General features: G+C 35.6%; 22 protein-coding genes. 9 read left to right on the top strand and 13 right to left on the bottom strand.

Annotation, left to right across the window (positions count from 1 at the left end; genetic code table 11):
• Window positions 1-14 precede the first annotated feature (14 nt).
• Window positions 15-590: a TIGR00730 family Rossman fold protein gene (locus tag G7Y57_RS03305; RefSeq protein WP_165020742.1), complete on the bottom strand. Its 576-nt coding sequence runs from the start codon at window positions 588-590 to the stop codon at window positions 15-17.
• A gap of 218 nt (window positions 591-808) precedes the next feature.
• Between G7Y57_RS03305 and G7Y57_RS03300 the strand changes: the two genes are divergently transcribed.
• Together G7Y57_RS03300 and G7Y57_RS03295 are read left to right on the top strand one after the other, a co-directional pair.
• Window positions 809-1,294 (top strand): surface-adhesin E family protein, encoded by a 486-nt coding sequence (locus G7Y57_RS03300; protein ID WP_165020741.1) that lies wholly within the window; start codon window positions 809-811, stop codon window positions 1,292-1,294.
• A gap of 11 nt (window positions 1,295-1,305) precedes the next feature.
• Window positions 1,306-1,911, top strand: a complete 606-nt coding sequence (locus G7Y57_RS03295; RefSeq protein WP_165020740.1) for a DUF4230 domain-containing protein — start codon at window positions 1,306-1,308, stop codon at window positions 1,909-1,911.
• 19 nt (window positions 1,912-1,930) lie between these two features.
• Here the strand turns inward: G7Y57_RS03295 and G7Y57_RS03290 are convergent, their stop codons facing one another.
• The 4 genes from G7Y57_RS03290 to G7Y57_RS03275 form a co-directional block, all read right to left on the bottom strand.
• Window positions 1,931-2,299, bottom strand: a complete 369-nt coding sequence (locus tag G7Y57_RS03290; RefSeq protein ID WP_165020739.1) for a YccF domain-containing protein — start codon at window positions 2,297-2,299, stop codon at window positions 1,931-1,933.
• A 118-nt stretch (window positions 2,300-2,417) separates the two neighbouring features.
• Window positions 2,418-3,320: a hypothetical protein gene (locus G7Y57_RS03285; protein ID WP_165020738.1), complete on the bottom strand. Its 903-nt coding sequence runs from the start codon at window positions 3,318-3,320 to the stop codon at window positions 2,418-2,420.
• 252 nt (window positions 3,321-3,572) lie between these two features.
• A complete protein-coding gene (locus tag G7Y57_RS03280; RefSeq protein ID WP_165020737.1) occupies window positions 3,573-3,959 on the bottom strand; it encodes a hypothetical protein in 387 nt (128 codons plus the stop codon).
• Between the two features lie 171 nt (window positions 3,960-4,130).
• Window positions 4,131-4,589 (bottom strand): hypothetical protein, encoded by a 459-nt coding sequence (locus G7Y57_RS03275; protein ID WP_165020736.1) that lies wholly within the window; start codon window positions 4,587-4,589, stop codon window positions 4,131-4,133.
• 275 nt (window positions 4,590-4,864) lie between these two features.
• Between G7Y57_RS03275 and G7Y57_RS03270 the strand changes: the two genes are divergently transcribed.
• Window positions 4,865-5,398, top strand: coding sequence for a GNAT family N-acetyltransferase (locus G7Y57_RS03270; RefSeq protein WP_165020735.1), 534 nt, complete (start codon window positions 4,865-4,867; stop codon window positions 5,396-5,398).
• A gap of 19 nt (window positions 5,399-5,417) precedes the next feature.
• Window positions 5,418-5,945 (top strand): GNAT family N-acetyltransferase, encoded by a 528-nt coding sequence (locus tag G7Y57_RS03265; RefSeq protein WP_165020734.1) that lies wholly within the window; start codon window positions 5,418-5,420, stop codon window positions 5,943-5,945.
• A 4-nt stretch (window positions 5,946-5,949) separates the two neighbouring features.
• Here G7Y57_RS03265 and G7Y57_RS03260 read toward each other — a convergent pair whose 3' ends face one another.
• The 3 genes from G7Y57_RS03260 to G7Y57_RS03250 are packed head-to-tail and all read right to left on the bottom strand — an operon-like array spanning window position 5,950 to window position 7,921.
• Entirely contained in the window at window positions 5,950-6,714 is a 765-nt protein-coding gene (locus tag G7Y57_RS03260) for a GNAT family N-acetyltransferase (protein ID WP_165020733.1), read from the bottom strand.
• A 54-nt stretch (window positions 6,715-6,768) separates the two neighbouring features.
• Window positions 6,769-7,638 (bottom strand): GyrI-like domain-containing protein, encoded by an 870-nt coding sequence (locus G7Y57_RS03255; protein WP_165020732.1) that lies wholly within the window; start codon window positions 7,636-7,638, stop codon window positions 6,769-6,771.
• Window positions 7,639-7,645: 7 nt separating this feature from the next.
• Window positions 7,646-7,921 (bottom strand): zinc ribbon domain-containing protein, encoded by a 276-nt coding sequence (locus G7Y57_RS03250; protein WP_165020731.1) that lies wholly within the window; start codon window positions 7,919-7,921, stop codon window positions 7,646-7,648.
• A 272-nt stretch (window positions 7,922-8,193) separates the two neighbouring features.
• Between G7Y57_RS03250 and G7Y57_RS03245 the strand changes: the two genes are divergently transcribed.
• Window positions 8,194-8,874: a hypothetical protein gene (locus G7Y57_RS03245; RefSeq protein WP_165020730.1), complete on the top strand. Its 681-nt coding sequence runs from the start codon at window positions 8,194-8,196 to the stop codon at window positions 8,872-8,874.
• A gap of 98 nt (window positions 8,875-8,972) precedes the next feature.
• Window positions 8,973-9,416, top strand: coding sequence for a hypothetical protein (locus tag G7Y57_RS03240; protein WP_165020729.1), 444 nt, complete (start codon window positions 8,973-8,975; stop codon window positions 9,414-9,416).
• A gap of 9 nt (window positions 9,417-9,425) precedes the next feature.
• Here G7Y57_RS03240 and G7Y57_RS03235 read toward each other — a convergent pair whose 3' ends face one another.
• Entirely contained in the window at window positions 9,426-10,382 is a 957-nt protein-coding gene (locus G7Y57_RS03235; protein ID WP_165020728.1) for an NAD-dependent epimerase/dehydratase family protein, read from the bottom strand.
• A 172-nt stretch (window positions 10,383-10,554) separates the two neighbouring features.
• Here G7Y57_RS03235 and G7Y57_RS03230 point away from each other — a divergent pair, with 172 nt between their 5' ends.
• Complete coding sequence (locus tag G7Y57_RS03230; RefSeq protein ID WP_165020727.1) at window positions 10,555-11,130, top strand: ACP phosphodiesterase; 576 nt, start codon at window positions 10,555-10,557, stop codon at window positions 11,128-11,130.
• Here the strand turns inward: G7Y57_RS03230 and G7Y57_RS03225 are convergent.
• Genes G7Y57_RS03225 through G7Y57_RS03215 form a run of 3 tightly spaced genes read right to left on the bottom strand, consistent with a single transcriptional unit; the run spans window position 11,125 to window position 13,402 of the window.
• Entirely contained in the window at window positions 11,125-11,976 is an 852-nt protein-coding gene (locus G7Y57_RS03225) for a hypothetical protein (RefSeq protein WP_165020726.1), read from the bottom strand. The two genes, G7Y57_RS03230 and G7Y57_RS03225, sit on opposite strands and share 6 nt — an antisense overlap.
• A gap of 57 nt (window positions 11,977-12,033) precedes the next feature.
• Window positions 12,034-12,633 (bottom strand): hypothetical protein, encoded by a 600-nt coding sequence (locus G7Y57_RS03220; protein ID WP_165020725.1) that lies wholly within the window; start codon window positions 12,631-12,633, stop codon window positions 12,034-12,036.
• 31 nt (window positions 12,634-12,664) lie between these two features.
• On the bottom strand, window positions 12,665-13,402 hold the full coding sequence (locus G7Y57_RS03215; RefSeq protein WP_165020724.1) for a helix-turn-helix transcriptional regulator: 738 nt from the start codon (window positions 13,400-13,402) through the stop codon (window positions 12,665-12,667).
• Between the two features lie 290 nt (window positions 13,403-13,692).
• Between G7Y57_RS03215 and G7Y57_RS03210 the strand changes: the two genes are divergently transcribed.
• On the top strand, window positions 13,693-14,205 hold the full coding sequence (locus tag G7Y57_RS03210; RefSeq protein ID WP_255491328.1) for a DUF4251 domain-containing protein: 513 nt from the start codon (window positions 13,693-13,695) through the stop codon (window positions 14,203-14,205).
• A gap of 236 nt (window positions 14,206-14,441) precedes the next feature.
• On the opposite strand, the gene G7Y57_RS03205 is transcribed toward G7Y57_RS03210, so the two are convergent.
• Window positions 14,442-14,666 (bottom strand): hypothetical protein, encoded by a 225-nt coding sequence (locus tag G7Y57_RS03205; protein WP_165020722.1) that lies wholly within the window; start codon window positions 14,664-14,666, stop codon window positions 14,442-14,444.
• A 281-nt stretch (window positions 14,667-14,947) separates the two neighbouring features.
• Between G7Y57_RS03205 and G7Y57_RS03200 the strand changes: the two genes are divergently transcribed.
• Window positions 14,948-17,626 carry a 4-alpha-glucanotransferase gene (locus tag G7Y57_RS03200; RefSeq protein ID WP_165020721.1) on the top strand — a complete coding sequence of 893 codons (2,679 nt, stop codon included), beginning with the start codon at window positions 14,948-14,950 and terminating at the stop codon, window positions 17,624-17,626.
• Window positions 17,627-17,644: the final 18 nt, after the last annotated feature.

The following is a 17,644-nucleotide window of genomic DNA, read 5'->3' as shown; positions in this document are numbered from 1 at the left end:
TTTGAATATTATTCTCATGCGGTTACGAACCACTTATCGTTTAGCGGAGGCTTATACGCCTCCATCTTATCCAATAACCGTTCAATATCATTGTCGACCAAAAGCAATTCCCGATATTCATCTTTAAGGAACCCTTTTTTAATCATCATATCCGAAAGAGCAATAAGAGAATCATAAAAGCCATCGATATTCAATAAGCCTATAGGTTTCTTATGTAATGCTAATTGTGCCCATGTAAGCATCTCAAACAATTCTTCCATGGTTCCATATCCTCCGGGTAAGGCAATAACCCCATCACTTAGTTCATTCATAAGAGCTTTACGCTCGTGCATAGTTTCTACAACATGTATTTTTGTCAATTTTTTGTGCTCCAATTCTTTCTTTTTAAGAAATTGCGGAATAACACCAATAACCTGACCGCCCTGTTGCAATGCTCCGTCAGCTACTGCACCCATCAGACCGACATGGGCACCACCATATACGATACCATATCCTCTGCGCGCAATTGTTTGTCCCAATAAAGAAACCTGTTCCGGAAAAATATTATCGTTACCACTCGATGAACCGCAGAATACAGATATATATTTCATATTATGAATTGCTCTATTTTTGTATAAATAAAATTTTAAAGATACCGTTTTAACTATAATATACTTTGATCATTATGCATTTCAAAATGATAAATAAAATTGCAACTTTAATCTAACAAAGATAATAATAATATACTAGATATTTAGAGAATAAAAGATGCTGTTGAAAACTTTTAAAACATATATTTGTTCTTAATTAAAAGAACACACATAAAGCTATGGAATATAAAAAAATTATCTTCTTTACTCTATTAACTCTCCTTTTTGCCAGCTGTAAATCGACTCAGACATTGGCTGACAAACCCGAAAACTGGCATAACATAGCTGTTATAGAAGATGTAGAAATATACATAGACACAGCAAGTATAAGACATGAGGGTGCTGTAACGTATGCACGCGAGAAACGAGTATACATATCCGACAAGAGCCGCAAAGCCTATGCTGATAAGATAAAAGCAGAATATACCAAAATGGGAAAGCCTGAAAAAGCCGATAAATGGATTGATTTTAGTTATTGCATATACAATTGCCTCTACGAATGCACAAATAAACGATTCAGGGTGTTGTCTGTCGAAGATTTTGATTCACTCGGTAATCGCATTGTAAGAACAACCCATGCTAAAAATAATATTCGCTGGCTCAATGTAGAGAATGACACGGTTGGTGATTATACTTTCTTTTTCGTTTGTGATTATGAACAATAAAATTTAACAGCATGAGATTAAGAGCATTACTTACATTACTAATAATCGGAGGTCTCATCGGAGGATTGATTACATACTTCATTGTTTCGCCCAAAAATGAAGAAACGAAAGTCGAAATATCACATAACATGATTGTACAAAAAGTTGAAGCTTTAGGCAATCTGGAAGTGATAAGATATAGTATACAAGATATAATCGAGTATAAGAAAGTGCGTGAGTGGCTTCCTAATGCCAAAACGGTACTTGTAGTAACAGGTGAAGTAATCGGATGTGTAGATTTAACGAAGATAAAAGATAAAGATATTTATACTGCGGGCGATTCGATCCGTATAACACTACCTGCACCCGAAATATGTCACAGCAAAATAGACCATTCGAAATCTCACATCTATGATATAGAATATGGGTTATGGGAATCTGAAAAAATAACAGATGAGGCTTACCGATATGCAGAAAAAGAATTATATGCTCAAGCTCTAAAAATGGATTTTGCACCGAAAAGCCGTGAGAATACGATTCAACTACTACACCCTATATTACAATCGATGGGCTTCAATCATATTATGATCACATTCCGATCGGAAACTTCGGAAAATAATAAATATAGTTTCCCTTAATTAAAATTTGCAGCGAGTTCTATTCGATACGTTTCCCAAAAGGAACGAGGGCTAGCCTGATAAGCTTGAAATGCTGCTTCCCGAAAGGAATACCTACAATTGTTATACAAAATAGTATCCCCCAAAAGAGATGAGTGAGCGCAATCCAGAATCCGCCTACTATAATCCAGATAATATTCATTACAAAACTAAGACATCCCGATGAAGTTTCATCCTCAACTACTTTGTGCCCGAAAGGCCAAATCGCTAACATGCCCATTTTCATAACTTGTATACCAAAAGGTATGCCAATTATGGTAAGCATCATTAGTAAACCCGCAATAAAATACTCTATTGCAATCATAAAACCACCGAAGACAAACCAAATAATATTACCTATAGTTTTCATAAATCACTTCTTTTTTCACGTCTGTTATATCTTATCGCCAAATGTATAAAAAAATAGAACAATAATGGTGTTTTCCAATATTGTTCTATTATATATTAATTCTTATCCTTATCAATTTCTACGAAGCCTTTCTCCTCAAATTCGTAAAGGATTCGCGAATTCTCAATTGAGTCGATCCAGGCACCACTTCCATAGTTATATGATAAAATACAAATTCATCATTCACCCAATTGGTTATCCACACTGTATAAGAAATATTTGCTCCCTCTTCCTGTGCGTTGTCAAATAAATGGACAACATCATCTACAATGACAAAAGTACCCTGCGTGGATAATCCTCCACTTTTTCCAAACTCTTTATATGTCTTATCCAGATTGAACAAATAGGTAACACCTTTAAATAAAGCTTCTTTCTCCGCATTATCATTAGCAAGACTACCGCCTATATATTCACGAAAAGAATAAATTTCCCATTGACCTTGCAATCTTTCTATAGTCACATCTTCTTTGGTTACTCCCGGATGTCCGGTCGGCATAGTAGCCAGATTTCGCCAGAATTTCAGATCCTTGACACGGAAAACCGCAGAAGAGCCTGCAAGTTGAGCGAAATACGAATCAAGCGTGACAAGCCTCTTATCACTTAAAAGTGTAACAATATAGCCTGTAGTATCATTCTCTTGATCTTCGTTCTTAAAACGAAATGTTATAGAGTCCGATCTCGATATTTCATATTCACCTTTATTACCCAAATCACCTCGGGCATTAGCCTCCGAGAATGTATTATCAGCATTAAAAGTTATAGTAAAACCATCAATATCGACATATCGAAGAGGTGTGCCAGAATTCACTGTCTTAGTAAAATTATATACCTCCCACTTACCTGTAATATTCTGCACAGAAAGCGGTTTATTCGTTTCTGTAAATTCAGGATCGGGATCAGTCCCCCCAGACTCATCGCTATTGTTTGTACAACCAGCCAAGAAGAAGGTTATTAAAAGAAAAAATATATAAAGCTTATTCATCGTTTTGCAAATGGTCTACTGTGACTCGGACTACAAAGATATATCTTTTCCTGTTGATATCAATGCTGTAAACGAGCTTTTTACCTTTAATTTAATTAGTATTTATTGTTTTAATAACATTCATGCAGAGAATAAACGTTTTTTACGATCTCTTATTTTACAAAAGATCTCTTTATCTAACAAACAAAGTCTTGATATCTGGTTATCAAGACTTTTACTGTTATGTTATAATAAAACACCAATTTTTTATTATTATAATTTTTTCGCTGCGTCTGCTGCTTTTTGAGCTTCAGCTTTTGCTTTATCGCTTGCTTCTTTAGCTTTCTTTTCTGCATCTTGGGCTGCATCTTTTACTGCAGCCTTAGCTTTATCAGCGTCTTTAGAAACCTCTTTTTTCGTACTACTTACAACATCATCGGCTTTTTCCTTCAACTCATCAGCTTTACTTTCCGATTGTTTTTTTGCCTCTTCTGCTGTATTTTCTATAGATTTCTGCGTTTCATTCGCTTCTTTTTTAAGATCGTCCGCTGCATTTTCTATAGATTCTTTAGCGTCCTGAGTATCTTTCTTAGTCTCTGTACACGCTACAAAACCAAACATCAAAACGGCAAAGCCTGCCATTACAAATATTTTTTTCATCTTTCTACTAACTTTAATTCAACTACTCTGCCCACCTTTTCTTTTCTGAGCCTACAAATTAAACAAAATAATTAAAGAATAGTTTTAATAATCAGCTATCTACCATAAAAAGACAAAAGCTGATCCAGAAGATATGGATCAGCCTATTTATGTATCAATATATACTATGATTTACTTTAAATAGAAAAATGTTCCGTTAAATACTATTTCAACATTTACATCGTCTGCTCTAGACAAATCATGCGAAGGAGTAAATTTTGCTTTAGATCTCATTGTCTTATCATTGCTAGCAACCATAGCATTAAATGCTCGCGTAAAATAATCAATTGTACCTGAATTGTATAAATTAACTGTCTGAGTAGTAATATCTCCAAATGTGTGCTCAACCCCATTGATTGTCAATGAAAAGTTTTTCAACACTACACCTGCCTTTAACCCTGTAATCTTAATACTAGTCGGTTCACCGAAATTTAGGACTCCACCTGCAATAGGAGTACCATAATTTATATTACCCCTCAGCATATCGTCTAATGAATTGGCCACCTCCGTAATTTCCACCGTAGAACCTTGGAAACCGATTAAAGAAAGTTTTTGTTCACAAGAACCAGTAAAATGGTGCGTTTCTTTCACCGGCTCATCATCACTCCCACAAGAAGTAAATAATATCCCTAACGTACTTATTGTAAATAGAATTAAAAATAAATGCTTCCTCATAATCTAATCGTTTAAAATCCGTGTATCACTTTTTATGTGTACAAATGTAACACATTCTGATAGAAAAAAGAAGAGAACCTTCTTATTCAAGATATCGACAAATAACTAAATAAAAAATATTAACATCTAAAATCCTTTATAAATAGTTTTTTTATTGGTATATTTACTAGCCACTTATATAAACTATAGTCATGAAAAACAATAGTATAACAGTTGAAATCAGGCAGGAAGATGCAACTGATTTTCCCGCCGTATATAACATCAATAGCACAGCTTTCGAGGGGAGAGACGAGGCACAGTTGGTTGACCGTTTAAGAGGTAGTGAGAATTTTATACCCGAGCTATCGTTAGTCGCCACAATAGAGAATAAGCTGGTAGGCCATATTCTGTTCACTACTATAAAAATCGTCAATGAGGAAACAGAGACAGAGAGCCTTGCCCTTGCACCTATAGCTGTCAAGCCAGAATTGCAGCGAAAGGGTATCGGGACTCAATTGATACAGCACGGCCTGAAAAAAGCAAAGGAACTGGGATATGAATCGGCTATTGTACTGGGACATGAACATTATTATCCGAGATTTGGATTTGCACCCACAAACAAGTGGGGTATCAAAGCACCCTTTAATGTTCCGGCCAATGTATTTATGGCAGTGGAACTCGTAAAGGATGCTCTATCAGGCGTAAGAGGAACCGTAAAATACGACAAGGCGTTCGAAGAAGTATAAAAAATTTGATAAGAGAAAAATGTTAAGTAAAGTTCATTTAATAAAAGATATTAACGACAAGTGGTATGATATTTTTCGTCCAATATACTCGACTTCATTCCCAATACATGAGCAAAGGGACACAGCCCAGCAAATAAAAGCATTTGAGAGTGATCGCTACTCTCTCGAATGTACAATTGAAAATTCAACCTTAATAGCATTTATTGCCTATTGGGAGTTTGAAGAATATATTTACATCGAACATTTTGCCGTTAACGATAAATTAAGAGGCCAAAACTACGGTTCGCTTATACTCCATGAGTTTATAAATAAAAAAGAGAAAACGGTTCTGGTGGAGATCGATCCCTTAACAGACGACATTTCTATTAAAAGGCTTCGCTTTTATGAAAGGCTGAATTTTAATATAAACGAGTACGATCATTATCATCCGCCTTACAATAAAGAATATGCGCCTCATAAACTAGTTTTACTGAGTCATAATCGCCATATAAGCAAAGAACAATATGATGTTTTTTATGAAAATATGGTGGAGATTATTATGAAATAATTCTTTACTGTACGTTTATATTGGCCAGTAGTTTTCTCAGTTTATCTGGTGTAAATATTTCATTTGAGTAAAACTGTCCATCTATAAAAACGCTATAAGTAGTAACTGGGCAGACATGGTTCTGAGCCTCCTCTTTTGTCTTTATCTGAGAAATACGAACAGGATAATCAGTTTCCGTAATTACAGGTTCGAGCAATTTTGTATATGGCACTGTAAACGGACATTGAGCTGTATAAAATATATCTATTCCATATACTCCTTCACCCAGACCTTGATGTGCACAATTTTTGAATCGAGGTAATTGAGCATCATTTTCAAACCGCTTCACTGCCAATTCGAAAAAAGGTGCACAGCTATCACATATTTCGTATCCGTGTCGAATCATAAATGATTTGTCTGACAAGTAAGGTTTCTTCTTACTTCCGACAATCAAAGCTATGCCTTTACAGCCTTGATTAAGTGCATCGGATTCGCACTCAGCCAGTAGTTGTTTTCCATAACCATGTCCTTTGAATGAGCCGGAAACCCAAAAACAGTTGATTAGCATATATCCTTCTGCGTCGATGGGTAGCCAAGCATTCTCCGCCGGTAAATATTCTATAAAAACCTTCCCTCTCGCATCTAACTTTTTAAACTTCAGTCCCTCCTGAATACGGCAGCCAAGCCATTCTTTTTTTGCTGCTACACCTGATTCTGTTGATTTACTACTCATCGAACAACAGATGTGTTCATTAGAGAGGTTTTCTCCGGTTAGTGTTATTATATTCATTTTGTATGTTTGTTTTCTTTACAATATTAAGAAAATAAATAGGATAAACTTATATTACGTCTTCTTTTTAGAGACAGGCACGTATATTTCGGTCAGGAATTCGTCTTCCGACACCTTATCGGGACTATTCAGATACTTTTCAAAAGCGCTCTTCTTTCGCAGTTTATAGTCGCTTATAGGTAACCATTTAATATAAATATTGAAATAAAGATCCAACAATCCGCTATAAGATCCACACAAAGTAAACACAGCGTATAAACCCTCATCTACAGTCTGCACGCCAAAAGGCCCCGTTGGTTGTATATCTCTATCCACAGTTATGCAGGCATAAAACCTGCAATTCTCCGGTTCAGTAATTGTAGGATCATCAAAGCTCAATCCTATGTATTCTGTTTGTGCATTAATCAAATTATTTTCCTTGGCAAACTGTCCTAACTGTTTCCATGCCTTAGCATAAGAATCCGGCGCCCCATACCAATCTATAATTCGTATATATACTATTCTTTTAGCATCTACTATTCTAACTTCGGGGTTAAGAAGTATCTCTTTTCGTTCATCATCTCTAAAGAAAAATGAGTTGTTTTGTGGTAAAATACGATAAACAGATGGCAAAACACCAAAGTGTTTTTTGAAGGCTTTCGACAAAGCATTTTTTGTTCCATAACCTTTTTCCAAGGCTATCTTATCTAACGTATCACTCGACATACGCAAACGTTGAGCTATATCCTCCAATCGTAGGCGAGCAACATACTCTCCAATATTCTCACCGATTATAGTTTTAAAAATACGATGAAAATGAAATTCAGAAATATTCGCGACTTCTGATAATTGTTTTAAATCGGGGCTGTCATATAAATGTTTATTGATATAATCAACAACTTTATTTACAGCCCTTTCATAATCATTGATAGTTCTTTCCCTCATTTATACATCAAGCTGTTTTCCAACGCTTCAAGTTAGGAAAATACTCTTTCATCGTGGCTCTGGCTTCCTCTTTAGAATATACCTTGTCACTGTCTTTATTGAATTCGTCTAAATAATTAAGGCAATGATCTATCATTTCATCCATTGTTACATCCTGTGCAAAAGAACCTTCTTTGAAGCAATACGTACAATAATCTTCATTTACACTGTTATCTTTATTTGTACCGAAATCGGCTGCTGTGTTTAATGGCATGCCACAGCTTTGGCAGAATTTTTCATCCATAGTCCTTCGTTTTATAGTTAAAAATTGAAATTTATATCTTAATGTAAATAAAACAAATTTAAAGAAATACAAGGTTATCAATTCTTGCTAATTTTCACATACACTGAATTATTCCTAATCACAATGATTAGGAAGTTCAGCGGAATACGAGACTTGACAATTGTTAACCAAGGTTAAAGAGAGAGGTGCTCATTAATCCTTTTCATTTAGTTAACATCAAAGGAGTAAAGAGAGATATTTCAATACATTTTCTAACACTAACACCTGAAATTATGAAAAAGACTATATTGATATTCGCACTACTAATCAGCGCAATATCCTTTGCAAATAAAGCAGAAGCTCAAAACGTAAGTATAAATATAAATGTAAACCAACAACCGGCATGGGGTCCTATTGGTTACGACTATGTCGGCTATTACTACTTCCCCGACATCGATTGTTACTACAATGTGAATGCAGGAATGTTCTATTACTTCGATCGTGGTTATTGGGTACCATCACGTTACCTGCCTTATGCGTACAGCAATTATGACTTATATGGATTATATAAGGTAGTATTGAACGTTCGCGATCCTTGGATATATAATCACAACCATCGCAGAAGCTATGTAAGATACAAAGGTTATAGAAATCAAGTCGTAATTAGAGACAGCCGAGATAATCGCTATCGCGATAGCCGACACAATAATGTTGTATGGTATTCTTCTAATAAGAAAGAAAACCATAGTGAGCGTCCCAACAATAATCGTAACAATGTTAGCAGGCCTAATACCAATAGACCCGAAACAAACAGGCCCGTCTACAATAATACAAATAAGCGATCAGATAAAGTAAACATAGCCGAAAACAAATCCGGCAATGATAATAACAAGCGTCGTGAACAAAATAAGACCCACTCAGGTTATAATAAAAGTGATGATTCGTCTGGTAGAAATAGTGGACGAGGTAGATAATAGATAAGTTTAGGTTTGGTAAGGTGTGTATTTATTAAGTATACACCTTTCTTTTAACCTATTAGATTAGACCAGCTCACCAACAAATATAATGAAGTATGAAAAGATTATTATATATTTTCTTGTTTCTTCTGGGACTTCAAAATATACGAGCACAGGATGTAGTAAACGATACAATCAGATTACAAAAAACTGATATCGTCGGCAGATGGGTCGAGGCCAAACGTATAGTAAACGATAGCATTATCATAGAGCAAGCCTTTCCCGACCATTATATATTTAAAGACGATATGGTATTTCATAAAGGGCAAGCTTCAGAAGGTGTCATATTATTTAATATAGGAGGAAGATACAGAATAGAAGGTGACTCTATTGCGGTAACTTATTTTGATTTTATACAGAACACTACCGATAGCAGGGTACCGCAAACAGTCACATTTAAAGTCGTTTCTTTATCTGAAAGTGAAATAAATGCCTATGTAAACGACTCGCAAGAAGGCAAATATTTTATCAGGCTCAGAAGGCAATTTCTTGATCAATAAAACTGAACATTAAAATAATTTGATACCGTCTTTGTAGGTTTTATATTTTAACTTGGGTAATAGTTCCTCCCGCATCCTTTTCGTATCACCATAGTATGACACCATTCCTATCTTTACAAAATCGACTGTCAAGGGACTGCGTGTATTAAATATCCACGAGAAAATTTCAAAACCACGGGCAGCAGTCATGATCATCCAGACCGGCATACACCACGGCTTATGATTTCCCTTATAAACAGTAATGTCGTCCAAGAATTGTTGCAAAGACTGGACCCCCTCATCTCCAATATGATATATGCCGTTAATATTTGGTTTTTCGACGGCAGCAATAGTAGCATTCACAAAATCAGTTTTCGATATTAGATGAATAGCTGTTGGTTTCTTCCATATTCCGAGTAGCCAATGGCGTGCAAACCATTGCCCTGCATCTATCATCAGTATGCCTTTTCCATAGACCATACCGACACGCAGAGATACACCTTCAAATCCATACTGGCTCGCGTATTTAAATAATAGTTTTTCTTCTTCGAGGCGAGTGCGAGCATGCATCGATTCGGGTTTTCCATCTAACGATCCATGTGCCGGATTATCAGGTGTACACTCCCCCTCTACATGAGGGAAACTAATCAATATAACACGTTTTACTTTTTGTAAGACAGCTACTTCAAGTAAGTTATTAAAATATGTAGTGTTAGTTTTTGGCAAAAATTTCTCCGGATTGGCTTTGAACAATACGCCGGCAAAATGGATAATAACATCTACATCGTGTAATGCATCATACAACGTATTCTTATCAGCCAAGTCTGTTTTAAATACAGTAATATTGTCTTTATTCAAAAGGTCTTGAGCAACATTTCTGCGGTGAGTAAGCAAATTAAGATTCAGATTCCTGTTTTTCATTCCTTGTGCCATTAAGCCACCTAAATTACCTGCCGCACCTGTAATAGCAACTCTCAGATTATTCATAAAGTCTATTTTGTGTTTCTACAAATATACAGAATATATAGATATAAACTAACCGTTTCTTCTTTCTGATTAAGTTCACAGCCCAATTCTCAGGGAAGCTCGAAACGCGCTATTAAATACGCTCTTTTAGTTACAAATTAGTATCTTTACCAATAATTGAAATATATCTATTATGAATTTTCTGGCACATGCTTTTCTTTCTTTCGACAATCCCGACATACTTGTGGGAAACCTTATAGCCGACATGGTGAAAGGTAAACAAATGGATGTGTATCCCTCAGAAATTCGCCGTGGAATAAAAATCCACAGATTAATCGATTCGTTTACCGACAGCCATCCTGTGACACTTGAAGCGAAAAAACTATTTCAAGAATCAGCCGGAAGATATGGAAGCTCTTTTCTTGATGTATCATACGATCACTTTCTTGCTCTTGATCCACTCAATCAACCAAAAGAAGGATGGGAAGCTTTTGCACAAAACTGCTACACGCAAATTGAAGAGCGAGGCAATATATTACCATCCATATTTTGCAATATGTATATGTATATGAAAAGTGAAGATTGGTTCTCGAACTATCAGAATATGTGGATGATAGAACGCAGTTTCGATAGGCTGAAACGGCGAGCCAGTTACTTAGACGACAATGCGCCTGTCTTTGCTGATTTTGAGAAAAATTACAACACTATTCAAAAAAGCTATGAACTGTTTTTTCCTGATCTGAAAAAATATGTTGAAGAAATTTCATGATATTAAACTAGCAATAGTACCATAAGATAAGGATGATTGATAAATTCCGATAATTATTCCTATAGCTATATAAAGTACACCTTTCGATTTATATTTATCTTGTTCCGAAGGAGTGGCAGGCATTGAAAAGCTTAATTTCCAGCCGCTGTTCTTTACTTTTTCGAGTACCGTATCCTTTTTGGTCATAGTGCATATTCCTATAATCATCAGAAACACAGGACCTCCTATATTTAGAAATAGTGCAACAACGGACAATACGACCAACATTCCAAAATTCATTTTCTCCTTTGCAACATAACCTGCATATAGTAATCTTTTTCGTGCTTCTACATCGTCGATAACCTCCTCTGTATAAATATCCTTATATTTCTTATCTGATATACGTTGAACAGGTGCTTCCAGCGAATTCTTATCAATGTAGCTATAGTCGGCTTCTGCGTATTGTTTCTCCTTTTGAAAAGGCGGAACGTATGGTGGTGGCACCTCGGATTGAGGCTTTTTCGAAATAGTCTGAATCGGTTGTTTTGATGGTTTTTCTGATGCAGCGGCTTGTTTCCTTGTTTCGATAGCGATAGCTCTGGCATCAGAGAGGGGTGTAGCCCTTTTTTCTATCTTCGATGGTCTGCCTTCGGGGTTTACATATTCTGCTGATGCAGGAACAATCCCTTTGAATTCACCTTTTTCACTTTTAGGGTATGGCTTATCATCCAGTTTCTTACTTACTGTTTCGTAATTTTTACGTAAATCATCATATAGCTTCTTCTGCGTGCGAGAATTTTCGTACGATTTCAGATACTCTTTTTCATACGATTTTTTATACGTATCTCCCGAATGATCTTTTCCCATATCTTTTTTAGTATTAGAAATCCAAGATTTAATTCTTGCTTGTTATAAACTTACAGCTTATTTACTGCCCACCGTTATAGAATTGACCAATAAATTTAAATCGTCTCCGAAATCATCATTGTTCCGATTATCAAGAAGGTATAGTAGGCTATAAGTTTTCTTTGCGGCTTTATTCTGATATATTTTTATTAACCCACTATATTCACCATATTCATTTTTATATCCACCGCTAAAGGTACACTCAGTTATATCACCATTCTTAAATTTACTAGACACCGCCTTCGTAAATGAAACATTTTCTGTTCTGGATGAATTAGTTATCTGCGTTTTCAACATCAGCAAATAAGTGCTGGGATCTAGTACGGCATCGTGAATATTAATAACAATTTTATCTTGCTCATCGTAAACATAGCTGGGTTTTATAAGAATCTTATATACCCCCTCATCTACTTTAGTTGTATCTATGGTCCACGATTCGGGAACTTTAAAATATATACCCTTATAATCAATCGCAATGGTATCGCTTCCTGAAGACAGCGGGGCAACAGCTTCTGTTTCCACTGCATAATAATCTTTTTCTAAATCAGAGACGCCTCTTTTTTTACAAGAGATTACAACAATCAGTAATAAGAATATCGTAAATACTATTTTTTCCATTCTATATGCGTTAGTTTGTGTTTGTGTATTATTAAAAACTACTTGATACCCGTTGTACAATATTACACAATTGGCGGACATTATCCAAATTCAATTCAAAGTCGGCATATTCGGGTGACGAATTCAATGAGTGGCAAGTTATCTTGCAATTTTCTATATCCTGATCTACAATCTGTTTACAAAGAATTGTGTTATCCAATACAATGATCCAATTGGGATAATTATCAGTATGCAGTCTGCTACGCCAATGCTCTTTACACAACTCACGCGCAAGCACAATATCCCCGTCACTCAAACTGCGTTTAGTATCGTTATCCATACTATCGCCTTTAATTTCGAAAGCAAAGTAACGCCCATGCCCAATTTTATCTACTATAAAATCAAATTCTTCGTATTCATCGCCCATAAATTCAGCATCACGAAACTCATCTACATATTTCGCATAAGCTTTTACGGGAATGAAAGGTACACGCATGCGAAATTTACCATTTGACATTTCGTAGTATTTAACTCCGGATTTGGTTACAATAAAAGGTTCTTCCTCATGTACCTTGTCTGTTCTGTTTATACTACCTTCACCATTAGACAACCATTCTTCATTCACTTTAAAGTAAGCAGCTAAGATTGAAATATTCGACTTATTCGGGTTGGTCTTCCCTTCTATATAGTTAGCAATAGTCCCTTTTGTGATAGCGGTATCCTTCCAGATGCGATAAGCAGTAACTCCATCTCTTTCCAACAAATGTTTGAGTCTATCTTTAAATTCCATAATTGATGGGTATAAAATTATTCAATAAATTCTTTTCAGGTCGTAAATCCTTTGATTCAGCACTTAAAATTGAATCAATATACAAATATAGTAAAATATTGAATCATAGATACTATTTACTAGACTTTTAGAGTTAAATATTATGTAAGCTTAAAATTATGGCCTAAAATTTGCTAATCATTTTTTAGGATATGAGCTAAAATAAGATTAACATTAAACCAAACTATTTGATATTTAGATACGTTATAATTTAAAATCAAACTATTATGAAAACAATGCTATTTTTATTTATGTCGATGACATTGATTCTGACAGGATGCAAAACTCAAAAAGACCCTGCAGTTAAAGCCGCCATAGAAGCTGAAGAGCAAATGGAATTCGATATGGCTGTAAAAGCGCTGAATGAACGTGATTTCGTCCTCGAAGCCGACCGCATTACTTTCAAATACGGGCGCTATGCTTATGTAACTCCCAATACTAATTTTATCTCTATGAGCGGAGACAAAGCAACTATCCAGTTGGCCTTTAACTCTCCCTACGCCGGACCTAATGGCATTGGAGGAATTACAGTAGATGGAACCGCATCTAATGTAAAGATACAAACAGACAAAAAAGGCAATATTACTTACAGCATGGCAGTTCTTGGTTCCGGGGTGTCGGCAACAGTTACCTTTAGGATGGCACAAGGCAGTAATAAATGTACTGCAACAGTAAATCCTAATTTTAGAAGTAATCCAATAACATTTTCTGGTATTTTATATCCCAAATCGGAATCAAGTGTATTTAAAGGCACTCTCTTTTGATGTATAATAAGAAATAATTAAAAGAAGGTGTCTCATAAGTAAAATAATACAGTCAAAGTATTACTCTCTTTTGTCATCCTGAACGGAGAGAAGGATCTCTCAATCAAGAGCCGGGATTCTTCTCTCCGTTCAGAATGACAGAATGATACGAAAAATCACTTACGAGACACCTTTTTTGGGGGGAATATGTGACTATATTTTTAAAATAAGCCCTTAGTTAAAACCACAGCAATTTATTATTCCCCACTAACTACTAATGAGTCAGCGGATAATACATAATAAGTTTTCATGTTGTCTTCATCAATCACAGCATTCGATTTTTCAGATGCTTGAGCCATTTTCTCACGTCTTTCATGTTGAGCTTTGGCTCTTCTATCAAAGATCTCTTGGCTGTGATAATTATAAAGTGGATATGATATTATAATCATAACTACACATATTAAAGGAAGTCTTGATTTCATAATATTCAATTTTAGAGGGTTATTATTCAATGCTTACTATATAGAGAATAAAAAATCAAATATTCCATAAAAAGCTACTAAAACACACTATACAACTCACAAACAACCAGTTGAGAAACATAAAACATAATAATTTAACACTATGCAATCGTTTGCAGCCCATTTTGACAAAAAAGCGGCTTTATATAAAAGACTTTAGTTTATTAATACGTAGTTTTGTTACAAGAGAGGAAGACCTTTAACTAGACGACCATAAAATAATAGCCACAAAGAAAAATCACATGAAAATAATATTATCATTAGACTATAATACTGTATGGGGACAGACCATCTACATCTGTGGCTCCACTCCTGAATTAGGAAATTGGGATGAAGGCTTTGCAAAAAGTATGACTTGCATAGCTCCTTCCAAATGGCAGATTGAATTGGAAGTAAAAGATATATCAGAACTTAAATATTACTATATAGTAAAAGAATCGGGCAAAACTGTTCGTCGTGAATGGGGGAATCCACATACGCTAACACTTGCCACAGACAAGAAATTTATTGTAGAAGATATCTGGCAAGAAATTCCTCAACAAAAGTTTCTTTACACATCATGCTTTACCAATAGTTTTTTTCACCACAATCCCGTATCTAAAAGCAAATATTATAATAAAACAATCTTATTACAAATAATTTGTCCTTATGCTAAAAAAGGACAAGAACTGATACTTTGTGGTGATTCTAAAGTTTTTGGAAACTGGCAATTACAAGATGCTTTGCATTTTACACCTTTGGAGGATGGCATTTGGCTGTTAACAATTAATGCTTCGCAAATAAAATCAACGCTAGAATATAAGCTGGCAATTTATGATGCCAATGAAAAGAAAATTGTTCATTGGGAAAATGGTAACAATCGTTCCATCAATCCTCTTTCAATAGAGGATAAAGAGGATATAGTGAATGTACAAACACTGGAGTATCGCTATGGCTGGATGAATTGGAGAGCAGCAGGAGTATCTATTCCTGTCTTCTCTTTACGGTCAGATAATAGTTTTGGCATCGGTGAGTTTTCGGATATAAAGAAACTAATTGATTGGACAAGCAAAACGGGTCAGAAAGTAATACAAATATTACCCATAAACGATACAACTATCACCTACACATGGACTGATTCGTATCCATACAATGCAATATCTATTTATGCCCTCCATCCCATTTATCTGGGACTGAATGAATATCCGTTAAAAGATCAGAAGCTTTATAATAAATATCAGAAAGAAGCGGGTGAATTAAATACGCTGGCGAATGTAGATTACGATAAAGTAATAATTCTAAAATGGAAATATTTAACTGATCTTTTTGCCGAATGTGGAAATGATATATTGAAAAGTAAAGAATATACTGAGTTTTACAAAAAAAATGAAGAATGGCTATTCCCTTATGCCTGTTTCTCTTATTTGAGGGATAAACATAAGACAGCAAATTATTCGTTGTGGAAAGCAAATTCAGTCTATAACGAGAGTAAATTAAAAAAACTAATCGATACAGAGGATGGAGCTAAGACTTGTATCGATCTGCTATGCTTCACACAGTTTTTGCTTCATAAACAATTAGTAGAAGTAAAAGAATATGCTCATACCAATGGTGTTATTCTTAAAGGGGATATACCGATCGGCATCAGTCGCGACAGTGTCGAAGCATGGGTCGAACCTCATTTATTCAATTTAGACGTGCAAACGGGAGCACCACCCGACGACTTCTCGGTGAATGGTCAGAACTGGGGATTCCCAACTTACAATTGGGACGAAATGGCCAAAGATGGCTACCAGTGGTGGATAAAACGTTTCCGCAAAATGGCCGATTATTTCGATGCTTACCGTATCGACCATATCCTAGGCTTTTTCCGTATCTGGGAAATACCATTGTCATCCGTACAAGGTTTACTCGGTTATTTCAGCCCGGCATTACCGCTTTCTATCGACGAGATTCATTCATCGGGCATGTGGTTCGACGAATACCGTATGACTCAGCCATATATTCATGACAGTTTTCTAGGCGATTTCTTCGGCGAGTATAGTCAGGAAGTAATCGGAAAATATATGCATCCTATTGCTTGGCAGCGCTTCGAACTGAATGAAGACTGTAATACCCAAGTGAAAATTAAAAAATTATTCGCAGGGAAGACCGATGAAAAAAGTCTACGCATACGCGATGGCTTATATGGTCTATGCAACGAAGTATTATTTATTCACGATAAACGCGATCCGTCAAAATATCACCCACGCATAACAGCACAATATACATATACATATTGTGATCTGGATGATAATACTAAAGCAGCATTCAATCGTCTGTATGATGACTTCTTCTATCACCGTCATTCTCAGTTTTGGCGCGAAGAAGCGATGAAGAAATTACCAACTCTTATTTCATCGACATCGATGCTTGTCTGTGGAGAAGACTTAGGAATGATTCCGGCATGTGTACCATCGGTCATGCACGAATTACAAATTCTCAGTCTCGAAATAGAACGCATGCCGAAGGAAAAAAATCTGCTTTTCGAAAGGTTGAGTAACCTACCCTATTTGAGTGTATGCACCACTTCTACCCACGATATGGCTCCGATCAGAGCATGGTGGAACGAAGACCGAAATACGATCCAACAATATTATAATCAGGTACTCTGGAAAGTAGGAGCTGCACCTGAAGATTGCACTACCGAAATCTGTAAACAGATAGTAAACAACCATCTTAACTCTCCATCTATGTTAGCCATCCTTCCGCTGCAAGATTGGTTATCTATTGATAGTAAGCTAAGAAGAGAAAACCCGGATGATGAACGCATAAATATACCATCCATACCACAACATTATTGGTGTTACAGAATGCATCTTACACTGGAAGATTTATTGAAAGCTGATGAATTTAATAACCAAGTAAAAACAAGGGTTGAATCATCAGATCGAATTTTATAAAAGAACAATAAAAAATAA

Origin of the sequence: Dysgonomonas sp. ZJ279 (assembly GCF_011039205.1) — a bacterium.
Lineage (GTDB): Bacteria > Bacteroidota > Bacteroidia > Bacteroidales > Dysgonomonadaceae > Dysgonomonas.
This window is presented reverse-complemented; position numbering and strand designations above follow the sequence as displayed.